We start from the raw sequence: 25342 nt of genomic DNA, 5'->3' as shown, positions 1-25342 counted from the left end.
GGTCAGGGGAGGTGGGATTCCAGGGTGTCCAGGGCTGCGGGGAGGGAGTCGGCCACCAGGAGGAGGGCGTGACCCGCCGGCTTGACGAAGTCGCGGTCGGTGAGGGTGGTGAGCCAGTCGAGCATGGGGCGGTAGAAGCCGTCCGCGTCGACCAGCACCATCGGCTTGGCGTGCAGGGCGAGGGTCGCGGTGGTCCACACCTCGAACAGTTCGTCCAGGGTGCCCAGCCCGCCGGGCAGGGTGAGGAACGCGTCCGACTTCTCGATCATGAGGGTCTTGCGGTCGGCCATGCTGGCCGTGACCAGCAGCTCGTCCGAGGCGAGGTCGGCGACCTCCAGGTCGACCAGGGACTGCGGGATCACCCCGACGGTACGGCCGCCGGCGGACCGGGCCCCGTCCGCCAGCGCGCCCATCATCCCGACGCAGCCGCCGCCGCTGACCAGGGTGTGCCCCCGCCGGGCGAGCTCCCGGCCGGTTTCGGCGGCGAGGTCAAGCCAGCGCTGGTCGAGCGTGCGGGAGGACGCGCAGAACACGCAGATCGCGGCCATCCGCTCAGTCCTCCCGGGCCGGCCCGGCGGCGGCCCGCTGGTCCGCCCCGGCGCGCCCGACGGCCTCCGCGCGGACCGCCTCCTGCTCGGCGGAGAGCGCCGCCTCGGCGTCCGCGATGTGCCGTACGGCCGCGTCGACGTCGTCGGTGAGGCAGATCAGCTCCAGGTCGACCGGGCCGATCTTGCCGTCGGCGGCCATCGTGTCGCGCAGCCAGTCGAGCAGGCCCCGCCAGTACTCCGTGCCCATCAGCACCACCGGGAACCGGGTGACCTTGCCGGTCTGCACCAGCGTCAGCGCCTCGAACAGCTCGTCCATGGTGCCGAACCCGCCGGGCAGCACCACGAACGCCTGGGCGTACTTGACGAACATGGTCTTGCGGGCGAAGAAGTACCGGAAGTCGATGGCCAGGTCGACCCATTCGTTGAGGCCCTGCTCGAAGGGCAGCTCGATGCCGAGCCCGACGGAGAGCCCGCCTGCCTCGCTGGCGCCCCGGTTGGCCGCCTCCATCACGCCCGGCCCGCCGCCGGTGATCACCGCGTACCCGGCGCGGGCCAGGGCCGCGCCCAGTTCCTCGGCCAGCCGGCACTCGGGGCTGTCCGGCTTGCTCCGGGCGGAGCCGAAGACGCTGACCGCGGGCGGCAGGTCGGCCAGGGTGTCGAAGCCCTCCACGAACTCGGACAGGATGCGCAGCGCCCGCCAGGCGTCCTTCGTCTTCCAGTCGCCGCGGGTTCGAGAGTCCAGCAGCCGCTGATCGGCGGTACTGGCCGGGATGGCACCGCGACGCAGCGTGACCGCACCCCGGTGCCGCTCCCGCCCCGGCTCACGGCCCGAACCCCGCCCGCTGGTGTCACTCATGGGAGCAACGGTAGTAGAGAGGCGGTCGCAAGGCGCGGCACCCCGCACCCAGGGACGGGTCGGAGAAATTTTCCGCGACCAGGGCAACTAATTCGGTCGCACGTACGTCTTACCATTCGTATACCGGGTATGCCCCGGCGCGCGCCTTCGGGGGAGGAGCCAGCGTGATCAGCAACAGCGAGATGATCCGGATCCGTCGGCAGATGCAGCGACGGATCCGGGACGTGGTGGCCGAGCGCCGCCGCGCCCGGCAGATGGAAGCCACCGTCGTCGACCTCACGGGCGACCCGACCGACACCCGCCCCGAGTCGTCCCTGACCCCGACCGCCTGACCGCCACCGGCCCGGGCTGCCGGCAGGGGCCGACCGACGCACGTCGCCGGGGCGGCCCGCCCACCGCAGCGCGGTGACGCGGGCCGCCCCGGCGCGGCCTGGACCGCCCCGAAGCCGGTGACGCGGGTCGGCCCCGCAGCGCCCCCGGTGGGCCGTCAGACGGGGGCGAGCCAGCGGTGCAGGGTGGCCGCACCGTCGCGGATCTTGCCGATCTCGACGTGCTCGTCGGGGTGGTGGGCCAGGTTGGGGTCGCCCGGGCCGAAGTTCAGCGCGGGGATGCCCATCGCGGCGAACCGGGCCACGTCCGTCCAGCCGAGCTTGCCGATCGGCGCGGCACCGACGGCCGCCAGGAACTCCTTCGCCGGGGCCGCCTCCAGCCCGGGGGCCGCCCCGGCGGCCACGTCGGTCACCCGCAGCTCGAAGCCGTCGAAGACCTCACGCAGGTGCGCCTCGGCCTCGGCCGGCGTCCGGTCCGGCGCGAACCGGTAGTTCACCTCGACCTCGCACCGGTCCGGCACCACGTTGCCGGCGACGCCGCCGTTGATCCGGACCGCGTTCATGCCCTCGCGGTAGTCGCAGCCGTCGATGGTGACCCGCCGCGCCTCGTACGCGGACAGGCGGCGCAGCACCTCGCCGGCACCGTGGATGGCGTTCACCCCGCGCCAGGAGCGCGCCGAGTGGGCCCGGACGCCGGTGGTGGTCACCATTGACCGCATGGTCCCCTGGCAGCCGGCCTCGACGATCCCGTACGTCGGCTCCAGCAGCACCGCGAAGTCCGCCTGGAGCCACTCCGGGTGCGCGTCGGCGACCAGGAAGAGGCCGTTGTACTTCGACTCGATCTCCTCCGCCTCGTAGAAGAAGTAGGTCACGTCGTAGCGCGGCTCGGGCAGGGTGACCGCCAGGTGCAGCGCATACGCCACGCCCGACTTCATGTCGGAGGTGCCGCAGCCGTACATGAGGTCGCCGCGCATGGTCGACGGAAAGTTGTTGTTGAGCGGGACGGTATCCAGGTGCCCGGCGAGCACCACCCGGGCGGCCCGTCCGAGGTCGGTACGCGCCATCACGGTGTTGCCGTGCCGAAACGTGGTTAGGTGCGGCACCCCGCGCAGCACCTCCTCGACGCAGTCGGCAATCGCCTTCTCGTTCAGGGAGACGGACTCTATGTCGACCAGTGCACGGGTCAGCGCCACCGGATCGGCGAGGACCTCGGGGGTCAGCGGGTTCTCCATGGTTCGCACGGTACCGTCACACACGTGACGACTGCACAGCCTGCGTGGGGCATCGGCCTCGCCACCATCACCGCTGACGAGCAGGTGCTCGACACCTGGTACCCGACGGGCAAGCTGGGGCTCGGCGAGCTGCCGCTGGTCCCGGGCGAGGACGAGGCGGACGTGCTCGACCTGCCGCCGGGGGCGGTCGGCGAGCGGTCACTGCCGGGCCTGCGTACCGTCCAGGTGGTCGCCGTGATCGGCTCGCTGGACGACCCGATCAAGGACGCTCCGGACGCGTACCTCAGGTTGCACCTGCTCTCCCACCGCCTGGTGCGACCCAACGAGCTGAACCTCGACGGCATCTTCGGCAAGCTGGCGAACGTGGCCTGGACGTCGGCCGGGCCGTGCCCGCCGGAGCGGGTGGACGAGCTGCGGGTGATCGAACGGGCCGCCGGCCGCCACCTGGCCGTGTACGGGGTGGACAAGTTCCCCCGGATGACCGACTACGTGGTTCCCTCCGGCGTGCGGATCGCCGACGCGGACCGGGTCCGGCTCGGTGCCCACCTGGCCGCCGGCACCACGGTCATGCACGAGGGCTTCGTCAACTTCAACGCCGGCACGCTGGGCACCTCGATGGTCGAGGGGCGGATCGTGCAGGGCGTGGTGGTCGGCGACGGCTCCGACATCGGCGGCGGCGCGTCGATCATGGGTACCCTCTCCGGCGGCGGCACCGAGAAGGTGCGCATCGGCGAGCGGAGCCTGGTCGGCGCGAACGCCGGCGTCGGCGTCTCGCTCGGCGACGACTGCGTGGTCGAGGCGGGCTGCTACATCACGGCCGCCTCGAAGATCAGCCTGCCGGACGGCCGAATGGTCAAGGCCCGCGAGCTGTCCGGGGTGAACGGTTTGCTGTTCTGGCGCAACTCGGTCACCGGCGCGCTGGAGGCCCGCCCGCGCACGGGCCGGGGCATCGAGCTGAACGCCGCCCTGCACGCCAACGACTGACCGCGCGGGGCCCGGGCCCGGCGGGATGGGACCGCCGGGCCCGGACGCCCAGTCACCGCAGCCGGTACGCCTGGATGATCCGCCCCCGGTACTTCCCGCCGGAGGCGGCGCCGCTGCCGGCGATGGTCGAGGCGACGTGGGTGCCGTGGCCGATCGTGTCGCCCGGCTCGGGCACCTCGCTGAAGTTGCGCGACTCGGCGAGCCGGCCGGCGAGGTCGGGGTGGTCAGGGGCGCGGCGAGCACCAGGCCGGACCGAGATCGGGCAGGGATCGCCGTCTGACGACGTATATGAAGGACCGCATGCAACGCCGCCCGAAATCGGTAATCACGCCGCCCACCTGCGAAAACGTCTCGCTCCAGGGGTGGCCGAAGCAAGGCCAGCGGGTGCACTCTGGGTAGTGGAGCCATCACTAGGAGGTACCGATGGCCGCTCGGGTGCTCGAACTGCGCGTACACGGGGTGTCCAACACTCCCCCGGACCAGGTGCTCGGCCTGGCCCCACAACCGGGCGACGACGGTCCCCGCCCCTGGCTCGTCGCCGGCGACGAGGTGACCGGCTTCTACCGCTCGACCGACGTCGGGCCGGACGACGCGCTGGTCGTCGAGGCGTACAGCTGGGGGCAGTTGACCTCCGGCGCGCGGACCGCGCGGGACGTCGAGCGGGCCCTCTGGACGCTGCTGCTGCCGTTCACGCTGGCGAACGTGGCCCTGCACGCCCGGCCCGGCATCCCGCCCGACCCGGACCAGGAGCGCTGGGGCAGCCGATCCGGGATCACCGCCTGGCTGGTCCGGCTGTTCTGCCTCAGCCTCACCGGCACGCTCGTCCTCGCCGCCACCGGCATCGGCGTGGACCTGATCGCCTGGCAGTGCGTCGACGAGGAGTGCCTGCGCCGCGTCCCGGGGACGTGGGAGTTCCTCGCACACGGCTGGTGGCGACAGGGCGCGCACTCGCTGGCCGTCGGCCTGGTGATCCCGCTGGGCCTGCTGATGCTGCTCGGCCTGCTCGCCTGGCGGACCTACCAGTACGAGGCGGAGATGCCGGCCGCACCGACCACCCGCCCGGCGGCCGATCCGGCCCCGGACGGCGACCCGGCCCCGGACGGCAACCCGCCGAAGGAAACCTCCGCCAGCGCCAACCCGTTGCAGGACCCCACCTTCTGGTGCGGCGAGGGGCAACTGCGCCGCGCCGGGGTGCTGCACCTCTGCGTCGGCTCGGTGGTCGCGGTGGCCGTGCCGCTGGGCGCGGTGCTCGCCATGGACCCACCGCTGGGCGTACGGGCCGCCGTCGCCTGGCCCACCGTGGCGCTGCTCGGCGCGGTGGTGCTGATCGCCGTGGTGGCGCTGGGCCGGCCCTGGCTGAGTCGCCGCGGCGGGGACACCCCCCTCGGCCCGTGGAGCGTCGCGGTCATCGTGCTGACCTGTGCGGGGGTGACCGGCACGGTACTGCTCCTGCTGCTGCCGGACGGCCCGGCCGGTACCCCCCTGGCGCAGCTGCGCCCACCGGCCGGATGCGTCCGCGACCCGGCCCCGGCCGGCTGCCTGGAAGACCACTCGCTGCCCGGCTACGACTGGATCATCGCCTGGTACGGCACCGGCCAGGTGCTCCTGCTGGCCGCCATCGGCGCGGTGGCCCGGTCCGGCCGACGGGCGCTGGGCGCGCCGGTCGCCGCCGCGCTGCTCCTCCCGCTCGGCGTCGCCTGGATCGCCGGCTGGCTGCCCGCGACCCCACCGGCACCCGAACGGCTGGACGACTGGATGCTCACCGTCCCCGCGATCGCGCTGGCCGGCGTCGGGCTGCTGCTGCCCCGCACCGGCCCCGCCGCGCCGCCCGCGCCCGGGCAGCCGCACCCGGACCTCGCATGGGGCGGGCGGGGACCGGCAGTGATCGCCGGATTCGGCTGGCTGCTCGGCATCGCGTACTGCTCCGGGGTGCTCTACTGGGTCACCGACCGGCTCACCGACGGCGACGCGGCGGGCGGCCGGACCGGGGTCGTCCCGCCGCTGCCGGTGATGTGGGCCGGGCTCGCCTTCGCCGTCGCGATGCTCGCGCTGGCCGGCGTCGCGCTGCGCGCCGGCCTGCTCTTCCACCGGCTCCGCCGGCAGGAGTACGCCGAACTGGTGCCCGGCGACAACTCCCTCTCCGCCCACGACCGGCGTCGCTGCCGCGACGTGAGCGCGTTCCGGGCGCTGCACCGGCTGGTGGGCGAGCACGCCATCCGCCTCATCGGCTGGTACGCGGCGGTGGGCGCCGCCCTCGCCACCCTCGGCTCCGCTGCCGCCCTCTCCCACGTCCCGCCGGACGCCGCCACCGTGACCGGGTGGCCGATGGTGGTCAAGGCGGTGGCCGACGCCGGGGACACCCTGCTCGGCTGGCTGCCGGTGGCGATCGCGGCCGTGGGGCTCATGGTCTACCGCAACGACACCGTGCGCCGCTCGGTCGGGGTGATCTGGGACATCGGCACCTTCTGGCCCCGGGCCGCGCACCCCCTCGCCCCGCCCAGCTACGCCGAGCGGGCGGTGCCGGAACTCCAGACCCGCACCGCCGGCCTGCTCGCGCTCGGCGAGCACGACCTGCGCCGGGTCGACGGGATCATCCTCTCCGGGCACAGCCAGGGCGCGGTGATCTGCGCGGCGGTGCTCCTCCAACTCCCCGCCCGCTGGCGCCGGCGGATCTGGTTCTTCTCCTACGGCTGCCAGCTCACCCAGCTGTACGGACGGGTCTTCCCGGCGTACTTCGGGCCGGACCGGCTGCCGGCGCTGGCCGACGCGCTGCGTGGGCCGTCGGGCACCGGCTGGACCAACTTCTGGCGGGACACCGACCCGCTCGGCTGGCCGGTCACGGCCGGCGAACGGGACCTCCCCGTCCATGACCCGGACGCGCTGCACCCCACCGGCGGGGAGGTCGCCGACCCGCCGATCCGCAACCACAGCGGCTACCCGGACGCCGCCGAGTTCCGCCGCGAGCGGGCCCGGGTGACCTGGCTGCTGCGGCGAAGCGTCCCGGCGCCCCGGCAGGGCGTCGGCTGACCTGCCCGGTGGGGTCAGGCGGGCGCTTTCGCCCGCGTCAGCACGGCGGTGGGTCGGCCAGCCGGACTACCAGGTCGGCGTGACCGACGGTGCCGGCCACCAGGGCCGCGTTGGCCTCGTCGCTGCCCAGCGCCCAGGCCCGCGCCTGCTCCGGCGACCGCCCGTACGCCTCGTGCCGGGCGGTCAGCCGGCGATGCCGCACCTCGGCGTCCAGGTCGAGGAACCACGCCTCGTGCAGCAGCGCCCGCACCTCGTCCCACGGGTAGTCGGACAACAGCAGGTAGTTCCCCTCGGTCACCACCAGCCGAACCTCCGGCGGCACCTCGATCGCACCGGCGACCGGCTCCTCCAGGTCCCGCCGGAACTCCGGGGTCCACACCGAGGTCGGCTCCAGCCGGTGCAGCCGGCGCAGCAGGGCGACGTACCCGGTCACGTCGAACGTGTCCACCGCGCCCTTGCGCGCGTCCCGGCCGAGCCGGCGCAGCTCCGCCTGGGCCAGGTGGAACCCGTCCATCGGCACCAGCCGGGCGACGCCGCCCAGCTCGGCGACGATCCGCTCGGCCAGCGTCGACTTGCCCGCCCCGGGCGCACCCGCGATGCCCAGCAACTGGCGAGGGCCGGCGTCGGCGAGAGCGTGGGCCCGCGCCACCAACTCCTCGACGGTGAGCACGTCGGCGGTCGTCATCAGCCCAGCACCGGCTCGGAGATCGTGAACCGGGCCTCCACCGCCGCGTGCACGGTCTGCGGCTGCGGGTCCAGGTCCAGCTCGGGCGGGCCGCCGGCCTCCGCGCCGCCGCCGGCGAACGCGCCGCGGGCCAGCATCGGCTGCGGGGTCAGCCCCGTGTCAGCCAGCTCCAGCAGGGCCGTCACCCGGGCACCGAGCGCCTCGGCGTACTCCCGGGCGCGGGCCAGCGCGTCGGCGATCGCCGCGTGCCGGGCGTCCCGGTGCGCCGGGCTGTCCGGCCGCAGCGACCACCAGGGGCCGGCGATCTCCACCTGGTCCTGGTCGGCCAACCGGAGCATCAGCTCGCCCAGCGCGGTGAAGTCGGTGACGGTGACGGTGGTGCCGACGCTGCCGTGCCAGGCCACCACCCGCTCGCCGGAGCGGCGCGTCTGCGGCCACACCCGCAGGTCCCCGGTCTCCCGGCGGTCCACGGTCGGCTCGGCCGCGTCGAGCAGCACCCGCACGGCGGCGGCCCGCTCGGCGAGGCGGCTCAGGACGGCCTCCCGGCTGCGGTCCCGGGCCGTCGCGGTCACCGTGAACCGGGCCAGCTCGGGAGGAACCTCCCGGTACGCCTCACCGCGTACCGCCACGACCGGTCTGTCCACCATGCCCTCACCCTAAAGGAAGGGCACCTGGTTGACGCATGCTGTAGAGCAGGGGCCCTGCTTGACACCGGGGCGCAGGACAGCCGGGGCGGGGCAGGTGCGGTGTGGTCAGGCCGGAGCGGCGGGCAGGTGGGCGGCGTAGGTCACCGTCCCGGGCGTCACCTCGCACCCGGTCAGGTACCCGCCGGCCGCCCCGAGCGCCAGCAGGTAGGCCAACTCGTCCTCCCCGGCCATCCCGAGCGGGAAGGCGCGCGGGGTGGCGGCGGGCAGTTCCCGGTCGAGCAGGGCCAGCCGGAGCCCCCGCGCCCGCTGCTGGAGGGCGGCCAGGGCCGCCGCGTCGCCGTCCCGCAGCGCGGCGGCGTACCGGTCGAGGAGACCGGCCACCCGGTCGAGCTGGGCGAGCACCTGGGCACGGTTGTTCAGCAGCATGTCCACCGTCCGGGCAGCCGGCGTACCGACAACGCGGGTGCCGTCCCGGAAGCTGCCGGCGGCCAGACCCAGCACGGCGTCGCGCAGATCGGTGTCCGCCACCGTGGCGGCCAGCGCGCCGGCCAGCAGGTGCGGCAGGTGCGAGGCGAGGGCCGCCGCCGCGTCGTGCGCGTCCGGTTCCAGCGGTACGACCCGAGCGCCGAAGACGTCGATGAGTAGGGCAGCCAGCGTCCGGAACCGGTCGATGCCCGCCGCCGTGGGGCAGAGCACCCAGGCCGCCCCGTCGAAGAGGGCGGGGGCGGCGGCGGTCAGCCCGGCGCGCTCGGTCCCGGCCATCGGGTGACCCGGGACGAACCGGTCGGTCAGCCCGTGTGCCGCCGCGTACCCGGCGATCCCACCCTTGGTGCTGCCGACGTCGGTGACCACGCAGTCGGGGCCGGCCCACCGGCTGACGGTGAGCAGCGTCCCCGGCAGGCTGGACAGCGGGCCGCAGAGGAACACCACATCCCGGTCGCGGACGGCGTCGGCGAGCGCGTCGGGGTAGGAAACGCCTCGCGAGCGGCCCTCCGCCCGGGTGGCGGCGTCCGGGTCCCAGCCGGCGACGTCGATCCCCCGCTCCCGCAGCCGCAGCAGGATCGACCCACCGATGAGCCCGGTGCCCACCACCGCTGCCCGGAGCCTGTCCACCAGCACGCGCCGTCAGGGCCGGGCGAGGCGGGCGGCGACCGCCGCGACGTGCTCGTCGGACTCGGTCAGTGCCGCCCGGACGTGCCGCGCGCCGCCCGGCCCGTAGAAGACGCCAGCGGCGACCAGGATGCCCCGGCGGGCCAGCCAGTCCACCGTCGCCCAGCAGTCCTCGCCCCGGGTCAGCCACAGGTAGAGCCCGGCCTCGGAGTGTTCGACGGTGAACCCGGCACCGGTGAACGCGGCCAGCAGCCGCTCCCGCCGCGCCCGGTAACGCTCCCGCTGGGCGTCGGCGTGCTCCTGGTCGCCCAGCGCCGCGATCATCGCCGCCTGCACGGGGGCCGGCACGATCATCCCGGCGTGCTTGCGCACCTTGAGCAGCTCCGCCACCAGCGCGGGGTCGCCGGCGACGAGGCCCGCGCGGTATCCGGCAAGGTTGGAGCGCTTGGACAGCGAGTGCACCGCCAGCAGCCCGTCGTACGACCCGCCGCACACCTCGGGCGCGAGCACGGAGACCGGCTCGGCGGCGGCCGACCAGCCCAGCGGCAGGTAGCACTCGTCGCTGGCCACGACGGCCCCCCGCTCCCGCGCCCAGTCGACCACCTTGCGCAGGTGGTTGGCGGGCAGCACCCGGCCGGTCGGGTTGCCGGGCGAGTTTACCCAGACCAGGCGGACCCGGGGGTCGGGGCCGAGCGCGGTCAGCGAGTCGGTGCGCACCGTGGTGGCCCCGGCGAGCCGCGCCCCGTCCTCGTACGTCGGGTAGCAGATCGACGGCACCACGACGACGTCACCGGGCCCGAGGCCGAGCAGGGTGGGCAGCCACGCCACCAGCTCCTTGGAGCCGATGGTGGGCAGCACCCCCAGGCCGTCGACGCCCGCGCCGCAGGCCCGGGCGACCCACGCCGCGATGGCGTCCCGCAGAGCGGGCGTGCCGGCGGTCAGCGGGTATCCGGGCGCGTCGGACGCGTCGGCCAGGGCCTGCCGGATCACCGGGGGCACCGGGTCGACCGGCGTGCCCATCGACAGGTTGATCAGGCCGTCCGGGTGCGCCGCGGCCAGGGCGGCCACGGCGTCCAGGGTGTCCCAGGTGAACTCGGGCAGCCGCGACGAGACCGGCGCGGGCCGGTTCAGTGGCCCTCTCCGCGCGGCGGCTGGCCCGCGACGAACGTCGCGTCCTTCTCCACCTTGCCGATCTTCGAGGCACCACCGGGCGAGCCCAGGTCCTCGAAGAACTCGTAGTTCGCCCCGGTGTAGTCCTTCCACTGCTCCGGGACGTCGTCCTCGTAGAAGATCGCCTCGACCGGGCAGACCGGCTCACAGGCACCGCAGTCGACGCACTCGTCGGGGTGGATGTAGAGCATCCGGTTGCCCTCGTAGATGCAGTCGACCGGGCACTCCTCAATGCATGCCTTGTCGAGCACATCCACGCAGGGCTCGGCGATGATGTAGGTCACCGGTCTTCTCCTCCGCAAGACACGCCGCGATCAACCGCGACGGTTAGAGCCTAGTATCTCGCCGGGGAGGGGGTCGATCGTGCTCCGACAGCAGGATGTGGGACACCGGATAGTTCTTCGCCGGATCGTGGGCAATCGCGAAGGCCGGCCGCTCTTCTCGGACGCCCTCGGCGAGCTGGTGGAGCTGACCGAGACCCACGTCACCCTGGCCACTGACCAGGGCCGACTTCGGGTGCCGGTGACCGAGGTGCACCGGGCCAAGCGGGTGCCGCCGGCGCGCCGGCCGACCGCCGCCGCCGTCGTGGCGCTGGAGCTGGCCTCCGACGAGGCATGGCCGGCGCCCACCCGGGGCCGGCTCGGCGACTGGCTGCTGCGCAGCGCCGAGGGGTGGAGCGGGCGGGCCAACTCGGCGCTGCCGGTCGGCGACCCGGACCGGCCGCTGCCGGCCGCGCTGGACGCCGTCGAGCGTTGGTACGCCGACCGGGGGCAGCCCGCCATGGTCAACACCCCGCTGCCACTCGCCGCCCCGGTCGGCGCCGAGCTGGACGCGCGGGGCTGGACCTCCCGGCCGCTGGTGCTGGTGCAGACCGCGCCGCTCGCCCCGCTGCGCTCGGGCCGAGCCGACCCACGGACCGGCCGGGCCGACCAGGAACCCGGCAATGTCCTCCTGCCGCCCGGCACCGCCGACACGCCGCCCGGCACCGCCGACACGCCGCCCGGCGGGCCGGATCGCGCCGGCCGGCCGCCGGTCGAGCTGGCCGACACGCCGTCCGACGACTGGCTCGCCGTCGCCGCCGGGCGCAAGGGCGGCCTCCCGGACGCCGCCCGCCACGTGCTCAACGCCGTGGGCCAGGTCCGCTTCGCCCACGTGTACGCCGACGGCGTGCTGCTCGCCATCGGCCGCGGCACGGTCACCGGCGACGGGCGCTGGCTCGGCCTGAGCCTGATCGAGGCGCTGCCGCACGCCCGCCGCCAGGGCCTGGCCACCCACGTCATCCGCGCCCTGGCCGACTGGGGCGCCGCCCTGGGCGCCTCCGGCGTCTTCCTCCAGGTGGAGCAGCGCAACCACGCGGCGGTGAACCTTTACCGCAGCCTGGGCTTCACCACACACCACACCTACCTCACCCGGGTCGCCCCCTGACGGGACTCGGCGGGCGGCGGGCCGGGACGGTCAGCGGCGGACGGGGCGGCGCGGCTTTGCCGTCTTGATCTCGGCATAGCGCTTCAGCATCCGCGAGCGGTGGTCGCGGCCCAGCGCGGTGATCGTCAGGTACCCGACGAGGACGCCGGCGGCGGTCGCCGCGAGGTAGAGCCAGATCTGGGCGAAGAAGGTGCCCGCGCCCCCGCCGAACGGGTTCTGCCCGACCAGCAGCGGCCCCACCAGGACGGTCAGCAGCAGCGCGACCCCCACGGCGGCGGCCACGTCGCCGGCCCAGTGGCCCAGCGGGCGGTCCTGCCCCCAGCGGAACGCCAGCACGGCGAGGATCAGGCCGATCGCCAGGAACATCACCAGCGAGACCCGGTCGGCGGCGGTGTCGTCACCGGTGAAGCCGAACCTGATGACCACCCGGGCGACCACGTTGACCGCGAACAGCGCCCCCGCGAGGGTCCCGACCGTCCGCCACCGATCCTTCATCGCACGCCTCCCGCCGCACCGCCCGCCCCGACGGCGGGCCTCCTGGCAGGAATATCTACCACTGGAACCTGTGCGTCGTCACCACCCGTCGCGACCGGCCGGTGGCGGGGCGAGCACCTGCCGGAACCCCATCACCGCGAACGTCATCGCGCCCGCCACGATCATCGCCAGGCCGGCCCAGTTGTCCCCGGCGAGCAGCAGGTCGCCCTCGCTGGTCCGGACCGCCGCCGCGCCCATCAGCACGAACCACGGCGTGGCGGGCAGGACCACCGCCCAGCGGCGACCCACCGCCGCGTGGGCGAACCAGCTCAGCGCGAAGTTGGCGAGCACCACCACCGGCACCGACACCCCGACCAGCGTGCCGGAGAGCCGGAGGGTGGACAGGACCAGCTCCAGCAGGCCCGTCGCCACCGCTCCCACCACGGCCACCACGCCACCGGCGACCCTCAGGGCGAGGTCGAGCAGCCGCCGCGACCGCCCCGGCGGGGACGGGGCGGGGGCCTGCGGCGGGACGACCGACATCGGCGCGGCGGGCAGGGTCACTGGACGCCGGCCGCCGCGACCGGGGCGCGCCCCGAGTTGTCGAGGTCGAGCCCGGCGAACAGGTCGTTCTCCCAGCCGTACGGGCCGTTGCCCGGCCCCTTCTCCCCCACCGCCAGCGTGAAGTACTCCACGCCCATGAACTCGGCACCGAAGTTGCCGGCGATCGAGTAGAGCCAGGAGGTGGCCGGGATCTGGGTGGCGTGCGCCCGCATCGCGGCCTCCTTCGCGGCGTGCTGGTCGGTGGCGTCGATGCGGGCGGCGATCTGCTCGTCCGGGGTGCCGAAGGGCAGGTCGTCAACGCTGGCGATGCCCTCGAACGGGTTGTCCGACGCCTCGATGAAGTGGTTCATGCCGGCTTCCAGCACGCTGCGCGGCATGGCCGTCCAGTAGACCTTGGCCGGGGCGATCCCCTCGGCGGCGGCCAGCTCGTGCGCCCGCATCGCCACCCGGTGCGCCTGGATGTGGTCGGGGTGGCCGTAGAAGCCGTTCGGGTCGTACGTGATCATGACCTGCGGGCGTACCTCACGCATGATCTCCACGACGAACCCGGCGGCGGTGTCGAGGTCGGCCTGCCAGAACGCCCGGGGGTGCTCGTTGGTGGCCAGGCCCATCATCCCGGAGTCGCGGTACCGGCCCGCGCCGCCGAGGAAGCGGTGGTCGGTGACGCCGAGCGCGGCGCAGGCGGCGGCCAGCTCCCCGAGCCGGAACCCGCCGAGCTGGTCGGCCTCGGCGGCGGCGAGCTGGGCCAGCTCCGGCACGTGGACCTCGCCCTCCTCGCCGAGCGTGCAGGTCACCAGCGTGACGTGGGCACCGGCGGCGGCGTAGTGGGCCATCGTCGAGCCGGTGCCGATGGACTCGTCGTCGGGGTGCGCGTGGACCAGCAGGAGTCGGCGGTCGGGCAGCGTCGTCACGACGGTCACTCTAACCGGCGGTTCACCCGCGCCGGCTCTGACGCGTCCGCCCGGGTCCGCCACATCACCCCCCGGGCGGCTCTACGATCCGACGTGTGGACTTTCCGGAGTTGGCCGCCCGTACCCGCCGGTTCGGCCACGGTGCGCCGCGCGCCGTCACCGTGGCCAGCGACGGCTCCCGGGTGATCTTCCTGCGCTCGGCCGGTCCGGAGGATTGCGCCGACGCGCTCTGGCTGCTCGACCCGACCACCGGCGAGGAGCGGCTGGTCGCCGACCCGGTGGCGCTGCTCGGCGCGGGTGGCGATCCGGCCGCCCTCACCCCCGGGGAGCGGGCGCTGCGCGAGCGGCGGCGGCTCAGCGCCGCCGGCATCGGGTCGTACGCGCTGGACGCGGCCGGCCGCGTGGCGGCGTTCACGCTGGCCGGGCGACTGTTCCGGGCCGACCTGGTGCAAGGCGACGTGATCGAGGTGGCGACCGTCGGCCCGGTGCTCGACCCGCGCCCCGACCCCACCGGCGAGCGGCTGGCGTACGTCACCGACGCCGCCGACGGGGTGCGCCGGGGCGAGCTGCGGGTGGTGGCGGCCGACGGCACCGACAGCCTGCTGGCCGGCGAGGACGCCGAGGTCACCTGGGGGCTGCCCGAGCACGTCGCGGCCGAGGAGTTCCACCGGTTCCGGGGCTACTGGTGGGCACCCGACGGGCGCAGCGTGCTGGCCGCACGGGTCGACGAGTCCCGGTTGCCCCGCTGGCACCTGCACGACCCGGCGGAGCCGGCCAGCCCGCCGACGACGGTGGCGTACCCGCAGGCCGGCGGGCCGAACGCGGAGGTCAGCCTCCACCTGCTCGACCTCGACGGCGGCTGGGTCGACGTGCACTGGGACCGGGAGACCTACCCGTACCTCACGTCGGTCGACTGGGCCGACGGGAACCCGCTGATCACCGTGCTGCGCCGGTCGCAGCAGCACGGCCTGGTGCTCGCGGTCGACCCGCGCACCGGCGAGACCCAGGTGCACGCCGAGCTGGCCGACCCGCGCTGGGTGGAGCCGATCCCCGGCACCCCGGCCCACCTGCCCGACGGGCGGGTGCTGGTCGGCGGCGAGCTGGCCCACGACGGGTACGACGCCCGCTGCCTGTTCGCCGACGGCACCCTGCTCACCCCGCCGTCGCTGTACGTGCGCCGGGTGGTGGGCCGGCTGCCCGCCAGCAACGGTTCGGCCGACCTGCTGGTGGAGGCGAGCGAAGGCGAGCCGAGCCAGCGGCACCTGTACCGGGTCCGAACGCTTATCGGCGGCGGGGTGGACGCCCGCCGGATGAGCGGCACCCCCGGCTGGCACACGGCCGCCGTGGGCGGGGACACGCTGGTGGTCGGCACCGCGTCGCTGGACCAGCCGGGCACCACCTGGTCGGTGTGGCGCGGCGACCGGGAGGTGGCCCAGCTCCGGTCGCTGGCCGCCACCCCGCCGTACGCCCCCCGGCCGACGATGGTGCGGGTGACCGACCGGCGGCTGCCCAGCGCGGTGCTCTACCCCACCGACCACGTCAAGGGCACCCGGCTGCCGGTGCTGCTGGACGTCTACGGCGGCCCGGGGCACCAGGAGGTGACGGCCACCCGGTCGGCCTGGCTGGAGCGGCAGTGGTGGGCCGACGCCGGGTTCGCGGTGGTGACGGTGGACAACCGGGGCACCCCTGGGGTGGCACCGTCGTTCGAGAAGGCGGTGCACCGCCGGCTGGCCGACGTGGTGCTGACCGACCAGGTCGACGCGCTGACCGCGCTCGCCGGCAAGCACCCCGACCTGGACCTGGAGCGGGTCGGCATCCGGGGCTGGTCGTTCGGCGGCTGGCTGGCCGGGCTGGCGGTGCTGCGCCACCCGGAGCTGTTCCGCTGCGGGATCGCCGGCGCCCCGGTCAGCGACTGGGCGCTGTACGACACCGCGTACAGCGAGCGCTACCTGGGCCTGCCGGAGGACGGCATGGACGTGTACGCGCACCACTCGCTGCTGGAGCTGGCGGCCGAGCCGCCCGTGCCCGGTGAGCCGGCCCGGCCGTTGCTGCTGGTGCACGGCCTGGTCGACGACAACGTGGTGGCCGCGCACACGCTGCGGCTGTCGGCGGCGCTGCTGGCGGCGGGCCGGCCGCACTCGGTGCTGCCGCTGACCGGGGCCACCCACATGGCGGCGGGTGGGTTGTCGGAACGCCTGCTCCGCCTGGAACTCGACTTCCTCCGCACCCACCTGGACTGAGGTGCAAGGAAGGGCACCTTGTTAACGCATTCTGCATAGCAGGGGCCCCCTCTTAACGACGCTGTTGGAGAGGCTCTCCAGCAACACGAAAGCCCCGGCCCGGTGATCAAAGAGGAAAAGCGTCATAGTTGATCTCGACGATGACGCGAACTTCCTGATCACCGGGCCGGGCGGGATGGTCAGTGGTGTGTTACCCCTTGACGTGCGCGTTCATGAAGGACGGGTAGCCGAAGACGCTGGAGATGAAGATCCCGCCGGCCTTGGAGCCATGCACGTGGTACGCCACGTCGACGAAGAGCGGCACCACCGGGGCGTGCTCCTTCATGATCCGCTCGTCGAGCCTGGCCCACTCCGGCCCCTGCCTGGCCGGCTCCAGGGCGAGGATCCGGTCGATCTCGGCGTTGATCGTCGGGTCATCGAAGTACGACTGGTTGCTGTTGCCCTCGGGCTTGATGGTCCGGCCGTCGTAGAGCACCGGCAGGATCGACGCGCCGCTGGGCCAGTCCGCCGCCCAGTTACCGATGTACAGGTCCCACGGGTTGTCCTTCTTCTTGATCTCGTCGAGCTTGGAGTCGTCCGGGATGTTCCGGACGGTGATCCGGAAGCCGGCCCGCTCCAGGTTGCCCTTGAGCTGGGTGGCCATCTGCTGCTCGGTCGTGTCGTCGGACGCGCCGAGGACCAGTTCCGGGGTCTGGCCGCCGAGCAGTTCCTTGGCCTTGTCGACGTCGCCGTTCGCGCCGGCCGGGTACGCGTCGTACGCCCGGAAGCCGATGGTCGCCGGCGGCATCAGGGTGGTCAGCGGCTGGGCCACGGTCTGCCCGCCGAGCGCCTTGATCAGGCCCTCCCGGTCGATGGCGTAGTTCAGCGCCTGCCGAACCTTGAGGTCGGTGACCCGCTGGTTGTTGATGACGAGTTGGTTGGCGCTCGGCGTCGGCGAGAGGATGGTCCGTGACTTCAGCGCCGCGTCCTGGGCCACCCGGGCGACCAGGGAGGCCGGCACCGAGTTGAAGGCGAGAGCGCTCTGGTCGGCGCCGTTGTCGGCGATCACCCGGTTGTTGGCGGCGTCGGCGGTGGGGCCGAAGTTCCACACGAACTGGTCCGGGTACTGGTGGCGCACCGGGTCGGTGGCCGGGTCCCAGTTCGGGTTGCGGTCGAGGGTGAGCCGTACGCCGACCTGGTTGGCGGCGATCTTGTACGGCCCGGACGAGAACGGCCGCTGGTCCAGGTTGACCCCGGTGTCCTTGTCGGCCCGCAGCGGCGCGGTGGTCGGCAGCGAGGCGGCGAACGGCAGGTCGCAGCGGGGCTTGGCGAACTCGAAGCGCAGGGTCTTCTCGTTCGGGGTGGTCAGGCCGGGCGGCAGCGCGCCCTTGTTCTTCTTGAAGTCCCACAACGTGTCGAACTGCGGGCTGTCGGCCAGCCACTCCTGGAGGTAGGTCGGGCCGCCGGCGAGGTCCGGGTCGAAGGACCGGGCGATGCCGTACGCGATCTCCTTGGAGGTGATCGGGCTGCCGTCCTCGAACTTCACCCCTGACTTGATCGTGAACTCCCAGACCTTGCAGTCGTTGTTGACGTTGGTCCCGGGGGTCTCGGCCAGGTCACCGACGAGCACCAGGCCACCCTTGCCGTCGTCCTTCCAGGTCGTCAGGTACCGGGCGAAGAGCGGGTTGATCATCAGGCCGGCGAACGAGTACGTCCGCTGCGGGTCCAGGTGGGAAATCGGGGTCTCCCGGATGACGGTGAACGTGCCGCCCCTGCGGGCCCCGCTGACCTCGGCCGCCGGGCCCTGCGAGTCCTTCGGGTCGGTGGCGATGACTCCGGTCTGCTGCCGGCCGGTGTCGACCGTGGTGCCCTCGCCCGTGTTCTCCGAACACGCCCCCAACGCCACCACCAGTGCGATTGCGCCGGCCGCGGCGGCCGCTGCGCGTGGTCGCATCTCCTACCTCCTCTGTCGATGGATGTCGTCTACAACGCGGTCACCCGCACGTTTCAGCGCAGCCGTACCCGGGGGTCGATCGCCGCGTAGAGCAGGTCCACCAGGACGTTGGCCAGCACCACGAACACCGCGGCGATGAGCACGGTGGCCATGATGGTCGGCAGGTCGCCGGCGCGGACGGCGTCGACCGCCGTACGCCCCAACCCCTGGATGCCGAACGTGGTCTCCGTGATGACGGTGCCGCCCAGCGCCCCGCCCACGTCCAGCCCCGCGATGGTCACCACGGGGGTGATCGCCGCGCGCAGCGCGTGCCGCCCGTACACCCGGGGTTTGGTCAGGCCCTTGGCGCGGGCCGTGCGGACGAAGTCCTCCGACAGCGTCTCCAGCATCTGTGCCCGGGACAGTCGGGCGTAGATGGCGGAGAAGAGGAACGCCAGCGAGACCCAGGCCAGAACCAGCCCGCTGGCCCACTTGACCGGGTCGTCGAACAGCGACGTGTAGCTCGGTACCGGCAGCAGCCGCAGTTGGTACACGAAGACCAGCAGCAGCACCGCCCCGACGAAGTAGAGCTGCAACGACGCGCCGGTCAGCGAGAAGCCGATGGCCAGCCGGTCCAGCCAGGTGCCCCGGCGCAGGGCCGAAACCATGCCGAGGCCGACGCCGAGCAGCAGCCACAGGATCGCCGCCGGGATCACGATGCTCAGGGTCACCGGCAGCACCCGGGCGATGGTGTCGCTGACCGCCTCGTTGCTGACGTACGACCAGCCCAGGCAGGGGGCGTCGCACCGGCCGCCCTGGGCGCCGCCCAGGTCCCGCCCGGTGACGATGCCTTTCATGTAGCCGGCGTACTGGGTGACCAGCGGGTCACGCAGGCCCAACTCCTGGCGGACCCGCTCCAGACGCTCCGGGTTGCAGTTCTTCGGGCACATGCCGCTGACCGGGTCCCTGGGCAGGGCGAAGAACATCAGGAAGCTGAGCACGCTCACCGCGAACAGGGTGAGCGTCGCCGAGAGCAGCCGCTTGACCAGGAACCGCGCCATCAGTGCCCTCCCTCGTTCGCGACTGCGGGGCTCCGCTCCGCTGCACTCCTCGCCCTCACCCCTGCCCCCTACCGGGACGACTTCGGGTCGAGCGCGTCGCGCAGCGCGTCCCCGAAGAGGTTGAAGGCGAAGACCAGCGCGAAGATCGTGACGCCGGGGAAGAAGACGTACGCCGGGTCGGTCTGGAGGTAGTCCAGGCTGCGGTAGATCATCCGGCCGAAGCTCGGTGTGGCGTCGGTCAGCCCGACCCCGATGAACGACAGCGCCGCCTCGCTGGTGATGTACGACGGCACGGCCAGGGAGAACGACACCAGGATCGGCGCCCAGAGGTTCGGCAGGAGCTGGCGGAACAGCATGTGCCCCAACCCGGCCCCGCTGGCCCGAGCCGCCTGCACGAACTCCCGCTCGCGCAGCGCGATGACCTGCCCGCGCACGAGCCGGGCGGTGCTGGTCCAGCCGAACAGGGCGAAGATGGCGATCAGCACGCCGATCTGGAACGCGGGCGGCACCTCCTCGCGCTGGCCGTAGAAGCGCAGCGCGATCGTCGGGGTCAGCGCCAGCGCGATGATCAGGAACGGCATGGCCAGGGTCAGGTCGGTGATCCAGTTGACCACCGCGTCCAGCCAGCCGCCCAGGTACCCGGCGAGGGTGCCGAGCACGATGCCGATCGCGGCGGTGACGACGGCGGCGGTGAACGCGATGAACAGCGACGTCCGCAGCCCGTGCACCATCCGGATGAAGATGTCCCGGCCCAGCCCCGGCTCCAGCCCGAACCAGTGTTCCCCGGTGACCCCGCCGGCGTAGCCCAGCGGCATGCCGAAGCCGTCGAGCCGGCTCTGGAACTGCTCGCGGGGGCCGATCCCGTACAGCGCCTCGATCAGCGGCACGGCGAGCGCGACCAGCACGAAGAAGGCCAGCATTCCGGCGCTGACCACGGCCGTGCGGTCCCGGCGCAGCCGGGCCCAGGCGAGTTGGCCGGGCGACCGGCCGACGATGCCCCGGCCCCGGGGCCCGGCACCGTCGCCCGTGGACTCGATCTCCGCGAGGGCCACGCCCTCGACCGGGGACAGGCTCACGTCGTCACCTCCGCACCGCTTCCGCCGACCCGGCCGGCCCCCGGGAGGTTGCCGGCGGTGTCGGGCTCCGGGGGGCGGCCGGTTACGTCGGGCTCCGGGAAGTGGCAGGCGGTCAGCCGCGCGCCCGGGGCCGGCAGGTTGGTCGTGCCGATGTTCGTCAAAAAGGGGCTGTGGACCGGTGCGTCGCCGTCGCGTGCCACCAGGGCCGGTTCCTCGGTGGCGCAGACGTCGCGCGCCTTCGGGCACCGGGTGCGGAACCGGCAGCCCGACGGCGGGTTCAGCGGGGTCGGCACGTCGCCGGTGAGCCGGATCCGCTCGCCGGGGCCGAGCCGTGTCACGTCCGGGATCGCCGACAGCAAAGCCCGGGTGTACGGGTGCCGTGGGCGCTCGTAGATGTCCGCCCGGTCGCCGATCTCCACGATCCGGCCCAGGTACATCACGGCGACCCGCTGGCAGAAGTGCCGCACCACCGCGAGGTCGTGGGCGATGAACACGAACGCCAGCCCGAGGTCGCGTTGCAGGTCGCGCAGCAGGTTGACCACCTGCGCCTGGATCGAGACGTCCAGGGCGGAGACGGGCTCGTCGGCGACGATCAGCTTCGGCCGCAGCGCGAGGGCCCGGGCGATCCCGACGCGCTGCCGTTGCCCGCCGGAGAACTCGTGCGGGTACCGGTTGTAGTGCTCGGGGTTGAGCCCGACCAGTTCCAGCAGCTCCCGCACCCGCCGACGCACCCCGCCGGGCGGATCGATGCCGTTGACCCGCAGCGGCATCGCCACGATCCGGCCCACGGTGTGCCGGGGGTTCAGCGACGCGTACGGGTCCTGAAAGATGATCTGAAGGTCCTGGCGCAGCGGTCGCAGCTCACGCCGCCCGGCGTGGGTGATGTCGCGGCCGGCGAACTCGATCCGCCCGGCAGTCGGCTCCAGCAGCCGCACCAGCATCCGGCCGGTGGTGGTCTTGCCGCAGCCGGACTCCCCCACCAGGCCGAGCGTCTCGCCGGGGCGCACCGCGAAGTCGAGGCCGTCGACGGCCCGCACCAGGCCGGTGGCGCGGAACCCGGTGCGCACCGGGAAGTGCTTGGTCAGCCCGCTGACCCGCAGCAGCGGCTCGTTCATCGGGCCACCCCCGTCCGCGCGACGTCCTCGGCGTGCAGGCGGGCGCGCTCGTCGGCCGGCAGGTGGCAGGCCGCCAGGTGGCCCGGCTCGCCGGCCGGGCCCAGCGCCGGGACCTCGGCGCGCGAGCGACCGCCGGTGCGGTCGGCGTACCGGCAACGGGGGTGGAAGGCGCAGCCCGACGGAAGGTCGATCAGACTTGGCGGGTTGCCCGGGATGGGCATCAGGTCCGCGTCGGCGTCGCCGTGCAGCGACGGCACGCTGGAGAGCAGACCCCAGGTGTACGGGTGGCGCGGTCGCCGCAGCACCTGCTCCGCGCTGCCGTGCTCGACGGCCCGTCCGCCGTACATCACCAGCACCTCGTCGGCGACCTGGCCGACCACGCCGAGATCGTGGGTGACCAGGATGATCGCCGAGCGGAACTCGGCCTGGAGGTCGGCCAGCAGCTCCAGGATCTGTGCCTGCACTGTGACGTCGAGGGCGGTGGTCGGCTCGTCGGCGATCAGCAGGTCCGGGTCGTTGACCAGGGCCATCGCGATCATCGCCCGCTGCCGCATGCCGCCGGAGAACTCGTGCGGGTACTGGTCGTACCGCTTTCCCGGCTGGGGGATGCCGACCCGGCCGAGCATGTCGACGGCCCGCCGCCGGGCCTCCCGTCGGCCGGCCCGCCGGTGGTGCACCCGGTACGCCTCGGCGATCTGCCTGCCCACCGGGTAGTACGGGTGCAGCGCCGACAGCGGGTCCTGGAAGATCATCGCTACGTCCCGGCCGCGCAGCCGGCGTAGCTCCTCCTCGGGCAGGCCGACGAGCTGCCGGCCGCCGACGCGGATCCCGCCGGTGATGGTGGTGCGCCTCGGGTCGTGCAGGCCCAGAATCGCCAGCGAGGTGACGCTCTTGCCGGAGCCGGACTCGCCGACGACGCCGAGGGTGCGCCCCCGCTCGACGGCGAAGGAGACCCCGTCGACCGCGCGGACCGTGCCGTCGGCGGTGTCGAAGCGCACCCGCAGGTCGTCGACCTGCAGGTGCGGACCGGACGCTGGTGCTGGCTCGCCCACGACCGCCTCCCCGCACTCAGTGACGAAGAGAAACTACAACAGATCACTGGGGCTGAAAATAAGCTACAGGTCCGGGACTGCCAGCGGTGCTCAGCGTAACGACTCGGCAACTTCCCCCAACACCCCCCGATCGAGAGACCGGCGAAGCCGCACAGGTCGCACGTCGGCTGCGACCATGACGGGGCAGCCGGGAGAGGACGCCGGGCAACGCCTCCACCGCCAAGGTGCTGAAGACGCACTACTACGCCGCCGCCCGCATCGACCGGTATCTGCTGGGCGAGCAGGAGACCGGCGCGCTGCGCCTGCACCGACGTCGGCACGCCCACTACGTAAAGCACTCGGCCGCCAAGCGGGGCGAGGTGCTGGAGTCGACCGAGCCCGTCCGGGCGGGGATCCGGCCCGAGGATCTCGTCCCCTGACGGATGTCGGTCCCGTCCCCTAGGGTCGGGCCATGACCGGATTCGATGCGGCGTCCGCCGCCGTGCAGGCGGCTTTGGACGCGGGCGCCCGGTACGCCGACGCCCGGGTGATGCACCGCCGGTACGAGTCGATGTCGGCCCGCAACGGCGACGTCGAGGAGCTGACCCAGGACGAGAGCCTCGGGCTGGGCGTCCGGGCGCTGGTCGGATCGGGCTGGGGCTTCCACGCCGTACCGGAGCTGTCGGACGCCGCGGCCCGCGACGCCGGCCGGCGCGCCGCGCGGATCGCCGCCGCGAGCGCGCGGGTCCCCGGCCCGCCGATCGACCTGGTGCCGGCCGACCCGGTCGTCGCGAGCTGGGCCTCGGCGTGCGAGGTCGACCCGCTCGGGGTGGCCCTGTCCGACAAGGGCGACCTGCTGGTCGGCGCGACCGCCACGATGCGGGAACACGGCGCGGACCTGGCCGAGGGCCTCTACCAGGTGTGGGACACCACGAAGTGGTTCGTCTCCAGCGAGGGGCACCGCATCGACCAGCGCATCCGCGAGTGCGGCAGCGGCATCTCGGCCACCTCGATCGGCGACGCAGAGACGCAGCGCCGGTCCTACCCGAGCTACCGCGGCCAGTACGGCACCACCGGCTGGGAGCTGGTCACCTCACTCGATCTGGCCGCGCACGCCGCCCGGATCGCCGAGGAGAGCCGGGCGCTGCTCACCGCGCCCGCGTGCCCGGCGGGCGAGACCAACCTGATCCTCGGCGGCGAGCAACTCGCGTTGCAGATCCACGAGTCCGTCGGGCACGCCATCGAGCTGGACCGCATCCTCGGCTGGGAGGCCGCCTTCGCCGGCACGTCCTGGCTGGACCTGGCGCAGCTCGGCTCGCTGCGCTACGGCTCCGAGCTGATGAACGTCACCATCGACCCGACCATCCCGGGCGCGCTGGGCAGTTTCGGCTTCGACGACGAGGGCTCACCGGCGGTGCGGCGGGACGCGGTACGCGAGGGCCGGTGGGTCGGGGTGCTCGCCGGCCGCGACTCGGCCGCCGTCGCCGGCCTGGGCTACGGCGGCAGCGTACGGGCCGACGGCTGGGCCCGGCTGCCGATGGTGCGGATGACCAACGTCGGGCTGGAGCCCGGCCCGCACACCCTCGACGAGATCGTCGCCGCCACCGACGACGGGGTGCTGATGGACGTCAACCGTTCCTGGTCGATCGACGACAAGCGGCTGAACTTCCAGTTCGGCTGCGAGATCGGCTGGGAGGTGAAGCGGGGTCGGCGGGGGCGGATGCTGCGCAACCCCACGTACACGGGCATCGGCCCGCTGTTCTGGCGCTCGATGGACATGCTCTCCGCCGAGACCATCGCCTGGGGCACGCCGAACTGCGGCAAGGGCCAGCCCGGCCAGGTCGGCCACACCGGCCACCCGGCCGCGCCGGCCCGGTTCCGCAACGTCCGAGTGGGGGTGCGGGCATGAGTCAGGAGCGCGGGCGGGACGTGTTGGGCCTCGCCGATCAGGTGGTCGACCTGGTCCGCCGGCTGGCCGGGCCACGGGCCGAGGCGGAGGTGGTGGTCACCCGGTCCGCCCTGGCGTTGACCCGGTTCGCCAACTCCTTCGTGCACCAGAACGTTGCCGAGTCGGGCGTCACGGTGCGGCTGCGTGTGCACGCCGAGGGGCGCACGGCGGCCGGCGGCGGCAGCGTGGTCACTTCGGACGGGCTGGCCGCCCTGGTCGAGCGAGCCCTCGCGGCGGCCCGGCTCTGCCCGCCGGACCCGGCGTGGCCGGGGCTGGCCCCGCGCTCACCGGTGCCCGCCGCCCCGGCCTGGGACGAGGCCACGGCCTTCGCCGAGCCGGGCGAGCGGGCCGAGCGGGTGCGCGCGTTCGTCGACGCCGTGGGCGGGCTGGAGGCCGCCGGGTACTGCCGCACCGCGCACCGGGAGGCGGCGTTCGCCAACTCCACCGGGCACTCCGCGTGGGGCAGCGCCGCCGAGGCGGCGATGGACGGCATCGCCCGTTCGGGCGGCGCGGACGGCGTGGCCCGGCTGCACGCCGGCCGGCTGGCCGACCTGGACGGGGCGGCGTTGGGGGCCCGCGCCGCCGCGAAGGCGCGGGCCGCCGTGGCCCCGGTCGAGCTGCCGCCGGGCCGGTACGAGGTGGTGCTGGAGCCGGCCGCCGTCGCCGACCTGCTGCACAATCTCGCTCTCTGGGGCTTCAACGGCAAGCGGCACGCCGAGCGGCAGTCCTTCGCCGAGCCGGGCGCGGCCCAGTTCGATCCGGCGGTCACGCTGGTCGACGATCCGCTCGCCGGGTCGGGGCTGCCGTTCGACGTCGAGGGCACCGGCCGGCGGGCCCTGACGCTGGTCGACGCCGGCACCACGGTCGCCGTGGCGCACGACCGGCGCAGCGGCGCGGCGGCCGGGGTGGGTTCCACGGGGCACGCGTCGCCGGAGGCGGCCACCTTCGGCCCGACGCCGGTCAACCTGCGGCTGTCCGGCCCCGCACCGGCCACCAC

At 73.9% G+C, this 25342-nt stretch carries 24 protein-coding genes and 1 pseudogene; 8 read left to right on the top strand and 17 right to left on the bottom strand.

Annotated elements, in window-relative coordinates:
* Positions 1-2: 2 nt before the first annotated feature.
* Both E1258_RS11855 and E1258_RS11850 read right to left on the bottom strand, forming a co-directional pair.
* Positions 3-548, bottom strand: a complete 546-nt coding sequence (locus E1258_RS11855) for a TIGR00730 family Rossman fold protein (RefSeq protein WP_132399552.1) — start codon at positions 546-548, stop codon at positions 3-5.
* A gap of 4 nt (positions 549-552) precedes the next feature.
* Positions 553-1404, bottom strand: coding sequence for a TIGR00730 family Rossman fold protein (locus tag E1258_RS11850; protein WP_132399550.1), 852 nt, complete (start codon positions 1402-1404; stop codon positions 553-555).
* A gap of 164 nt (positions 1405-1568) precedes the next feature.
* On the opposite strand from E1258_RS11850, the gene E1258_RS33250 reads away from it, so the two are divergent.
* The gene (locus tag E1258_RS33250; RefSeq protein ID WP_165949727.1) at positions 1569-1736 is read left to right on the top strand and encodes a hypothetical protein; all 168 of its coding nucleotides are present in this window, start codon (positions 1569-1571) and stop codon (positions 1734-1736) included.
* Positions 1737-1891: 155 nt separating this feature from the next.
* On the opposite strand, the gene dapE is transcribed toward E1258_RS33250, so the two are convergent.
* Positions 1892-2965, bottom strand: coding sequence for a succinyl-diaminopimelate desuccinylase (gene dapE, locus E1258_RS11845; protein ID WP_132399548.1), 1074 nt, complete (start codon positions 2963-2965; stop codon positions 1892-1894).
* Between the two features lie 24 nt (positions 2966-2989).
* Here dapE and dapD point away from each other — a divergent pair, with 24 nt between their 5' ends.
* Complete coding sequence (dapD, locus tag E1258_RS11840) at positions 2990-3949, top strand: 2,3,4,5-tetrahydropyridine-2,6-dicarboxylate N-succinyltransferase (RefSeq protein ID WP_132399546.1); 960 nt, start codon at positions 2990-2992, stop codon at positions 3947-3949.
* Positions 3950-4031: 82 nt separating this feature from the next.
* On the opposite strand, the pseudogene E1258_RS35385 reads toward dapD, so the two are convergent.
* A pseudogene (locus E1258_RS35385) lies at positions 4032-4172 on the bottom strand (serine protease); the annotation flags it as partial.
* Between the two features lie 200 nt (positions 4173-4372).
* Here E1258_RS35385 and E1258_RS11835 point away from each other — a divergent pair.
* Positions 4373-6976 carry a hypothetical protein gene (locus E1258_RS11835; protein WP_132399544.1) on the top strand — a complete coding sequence of 868 codons (2604 nt, stop codon included), beginning with the start codon at positions 4373-4375 and terminating at the stop codon, positions 6974-6976.
* Positions 6977-7013: 37 nt separating this feature from the next.
* Here the strand turns inward: E1258_RS11835 and E1258_RS11830 are convergent, their stop codons facing one another.
* The 5 genes from E1258_RS11830 to fdxA form a co-directional block, all read right to left on the bottom strand.
* Positions 7014-7661, bottom strand: coding sequence for a nucleoside/nucleotide kinase family protein (locus E1258_RS11830; RefSeq protein WP_132399542.1), 648 nt, complete (start codon positions 7659-7661; stop codon positions 7014-7016).
* Positions 7661-8308 (bottom strand): SIMPL domain-containing protein, encoded by a 648-nt coding sequence (locus E1258_RS11825; RefSeq protein WP_132399540.1) that lies wholly within the window; start codon positions 8306-8308, stop codon positions 7661-7663. The genes E1258_RS11830 and E1258_RS11825 overlap by 1 nt, the downstream gene beginning before the upstream one ends.
* Before the next feature lie 105 nt (positions 8309-8413).
* Positions 8414-9427, bottom strand: a complete 1014-nt coding sequence (locus E1258_RS11820; protein ID WP_132399538.1) for a prephenate dehydrogenase/arogenate dehydrogenase family protein — start codon at positions 9425-9427, stop codon at positions 8414-8416.
* 6 nt (positions 9428-9433) lie between these two features.
* Positions 9434-10549, bottom strand: a complete 1116-nt coding sequence (gene dapC, locus E1258_RS11815) for a succinyldiaminopimelate transaminase (RefSeq protein WP_132399554.1) — start codon at positions 10547-10549, stop codon at positions 9434-9436.
* Entirely contained in the window at positions 10546-10872 is a 327-nt protein-coding gene (gene fdxA / locus E1258_RS11810) for a ferredoxin (RefSeq protein WP_007072862.1), read from the bottom strand. The genes dapC and fdxA overlap by 4 nt, the downstream gene beginning before the upstream one ends.
* A gap of 79 nt (positions 10873-10951) precedes the next feature.
* Here fdxA and E1258_RS11805 point away from each other — a divergent pair, with 79 nt between their 5' ends.
* Complete coding sequence (locus E1258_RS11805; RefSeq protein WP_132399536.1) at positions 10952-12013, top strand: GNAT family N-acetyltransferase; 1062 nt, start codon at positions 10952-10954, stop codon at positions 12011-12013.
* A 30-nt stretch (positions 12014-12043) separates the two neighbouring features.
* Here the strand turns inward: E1258_RS11805 and E1258_RS11800 are convergent, their stop codons facing one another.
* The 3 genes from E1258_RS11800 to mshB form a co-directional block, all read right to left on the bottom strand.
* Entirely contained in the window at positions 12044-12508 is a 465-nt protein-coding gene (locus E1258_RS11800) for a hypothetical protein (RefSeq protein WP_132399534.1), read from the bottom strand.
* A gap of 78 nt (positions 12509-12586) precedes the next feature.
* A complete protein-coding gene (locus E1258_RS11795) occupies positions 12587-13030 on the bottom strand; it encodes a hypothetical protein (protein ID WP_132399532.1) in 444 nt (147 codons plus the stop codon).
* Positions 13031-13047: 17 nt separating this feature from the next.
* Positions 13048-13971, bottom strand: coding sequence for an N-acetyl-1-D-myo-inositol-2-amino-2-deoxy-alpha-D-glucopyranoside deacetylase (gene mshB, locus E1258_RS11790; RefSeq protein WP_132399530.1), 924 nt, complete (start codon positions 13969-13971; stop codon positions 13048-13050).
* 86 nt (positions 13972-14057) lie between these two features.
* Here mshB and E1258_RS11785 point away from each other — a divergent pair, with 86 nt between their 5' ends.
* Complete coding sequence (locus E1258_RS11785; protein ID WP_132399528.1) at positions 14058-16202, top strand: prolyl oligopeptidase family serine peptidase; 2145 nt, start codon at positions 14058-14060, stop codon at positions 16200-16202.
* A 190-nt stretch (positions 16203-16392) separates the two neighbouring features.
* Here E1258_RS11785 and E1258_RS11780 read toward each other — a convergent pair whose 3' ends face one another.
* From E1258_RS11780 to E1258_RS11760, 5 genes are all read right to left on the bottom strand, one after another.
* Complete coding sequence (locus tag E1258_RS11780; protein WP_132399526.1) at positions 16393-18135, bottom strand: ABC transporter substrate-binding protein; 1743 nt, start codon at positions 18133-18135, stop codon at positions 16393-16395.
* A gap of 53 nt (positions 18136-18188) precedes the next feature.
* Entirely contained in the window at positions 18189-19175 is a 987-nt protein-coding gene (locus E1258_RS11775) for an ABC transporter permease (RefSeq protein ID WP_132399524.1), read from the bottom strand.
* 68 nt (positions 19176-19243) lie between these two features.
* Positions 19244-20251 carry an ABC transporter permease gene (locus E1258_RS11770; protein ID WP_132399522.1) on the bottom strand — a complete coding sequence of 336 codons (1008 nt, stop codon included), beginning with the start codon at positions 20249-20251 and terminating at the stop codon, positions 19244-19246.
* The gene (locus tag E1258_RS11765) at positions 20248-21366 is read right to left on the bottom strand and encodes an ABC transporter ATP-binding protein (RefSeq protein WP_132399520.1); all 1119 of its coding nucleotides are present in this window, start codon (positions 21364-21366) and stop codon (positions 20248-20250) included. Before E1258_RS11765 ends, E1258_RS11770 begins: the two co-directional genes overlap by 4 nt.
* Entirely contained in the window at positions 21363-22418 is a 1056-nt protein-coding gene (locus tag E1258_RS11760) for an ABC transporter ATP-binding protein (RefSeq protein ID WP_132399518.1), read from the bottom strand. Before E1258_RS11760 ends, E1258_RS11765 begins: the two co-directional genes overlap by 4 nt.
* 224 nt (positions 22419-22642) lie before the next feature.
* Here E1258_RS11760 and E1258_RS11755 point away from each other — a divergent pair, with 224 nt between their 5' ends.
* From E1258_RS11755 to E1258_RS11745, 3 genes are all read left to right on the top strand, one after another.
* Positions 22643-22837: a hypothetical protein gene (locus E1258_RS11755; protein WP_207919517.1), complete on the top strand. Its 195-nt coding sequence runs from the start codon at positions 22643-22645 to the stop codon at positions 22835-22837.
* Between the two features lie 32 nt (positions 22838-22869).
* On the top strand, positions 22870-24306 hold the full coding sequence (locus E1258_RS11750) for a TldD/PmbA family protein (protein ID WP_132399516.1): 1437 nt from the start codon (positions 22870-22872) through the stop codon (positions 24304-24306).
* A partial coding sequence (locus E1258_RS11745; RefSeq protein ID WP_132399514.1) for a metallopeptidase TldD-related protein occupies positions 24303-25342 on the top strand: 1040 nt, incomplete at its 3' end. The genes E1258_RS11750 and E1258_RS11745, both read left to right, overlap by 4 nt.

It is taken from the genome of Micromonospora sp. KC207 (assembly GCF_004348615.1).
GTDB lineage: Bacteria > Actinomycetota > Actinomycetes > Mycobacteriales > Micromonosporaceae > Micromonospora.
This window is presented reverse-complemented; position numbering and strand designations above follow the sequence as displayed.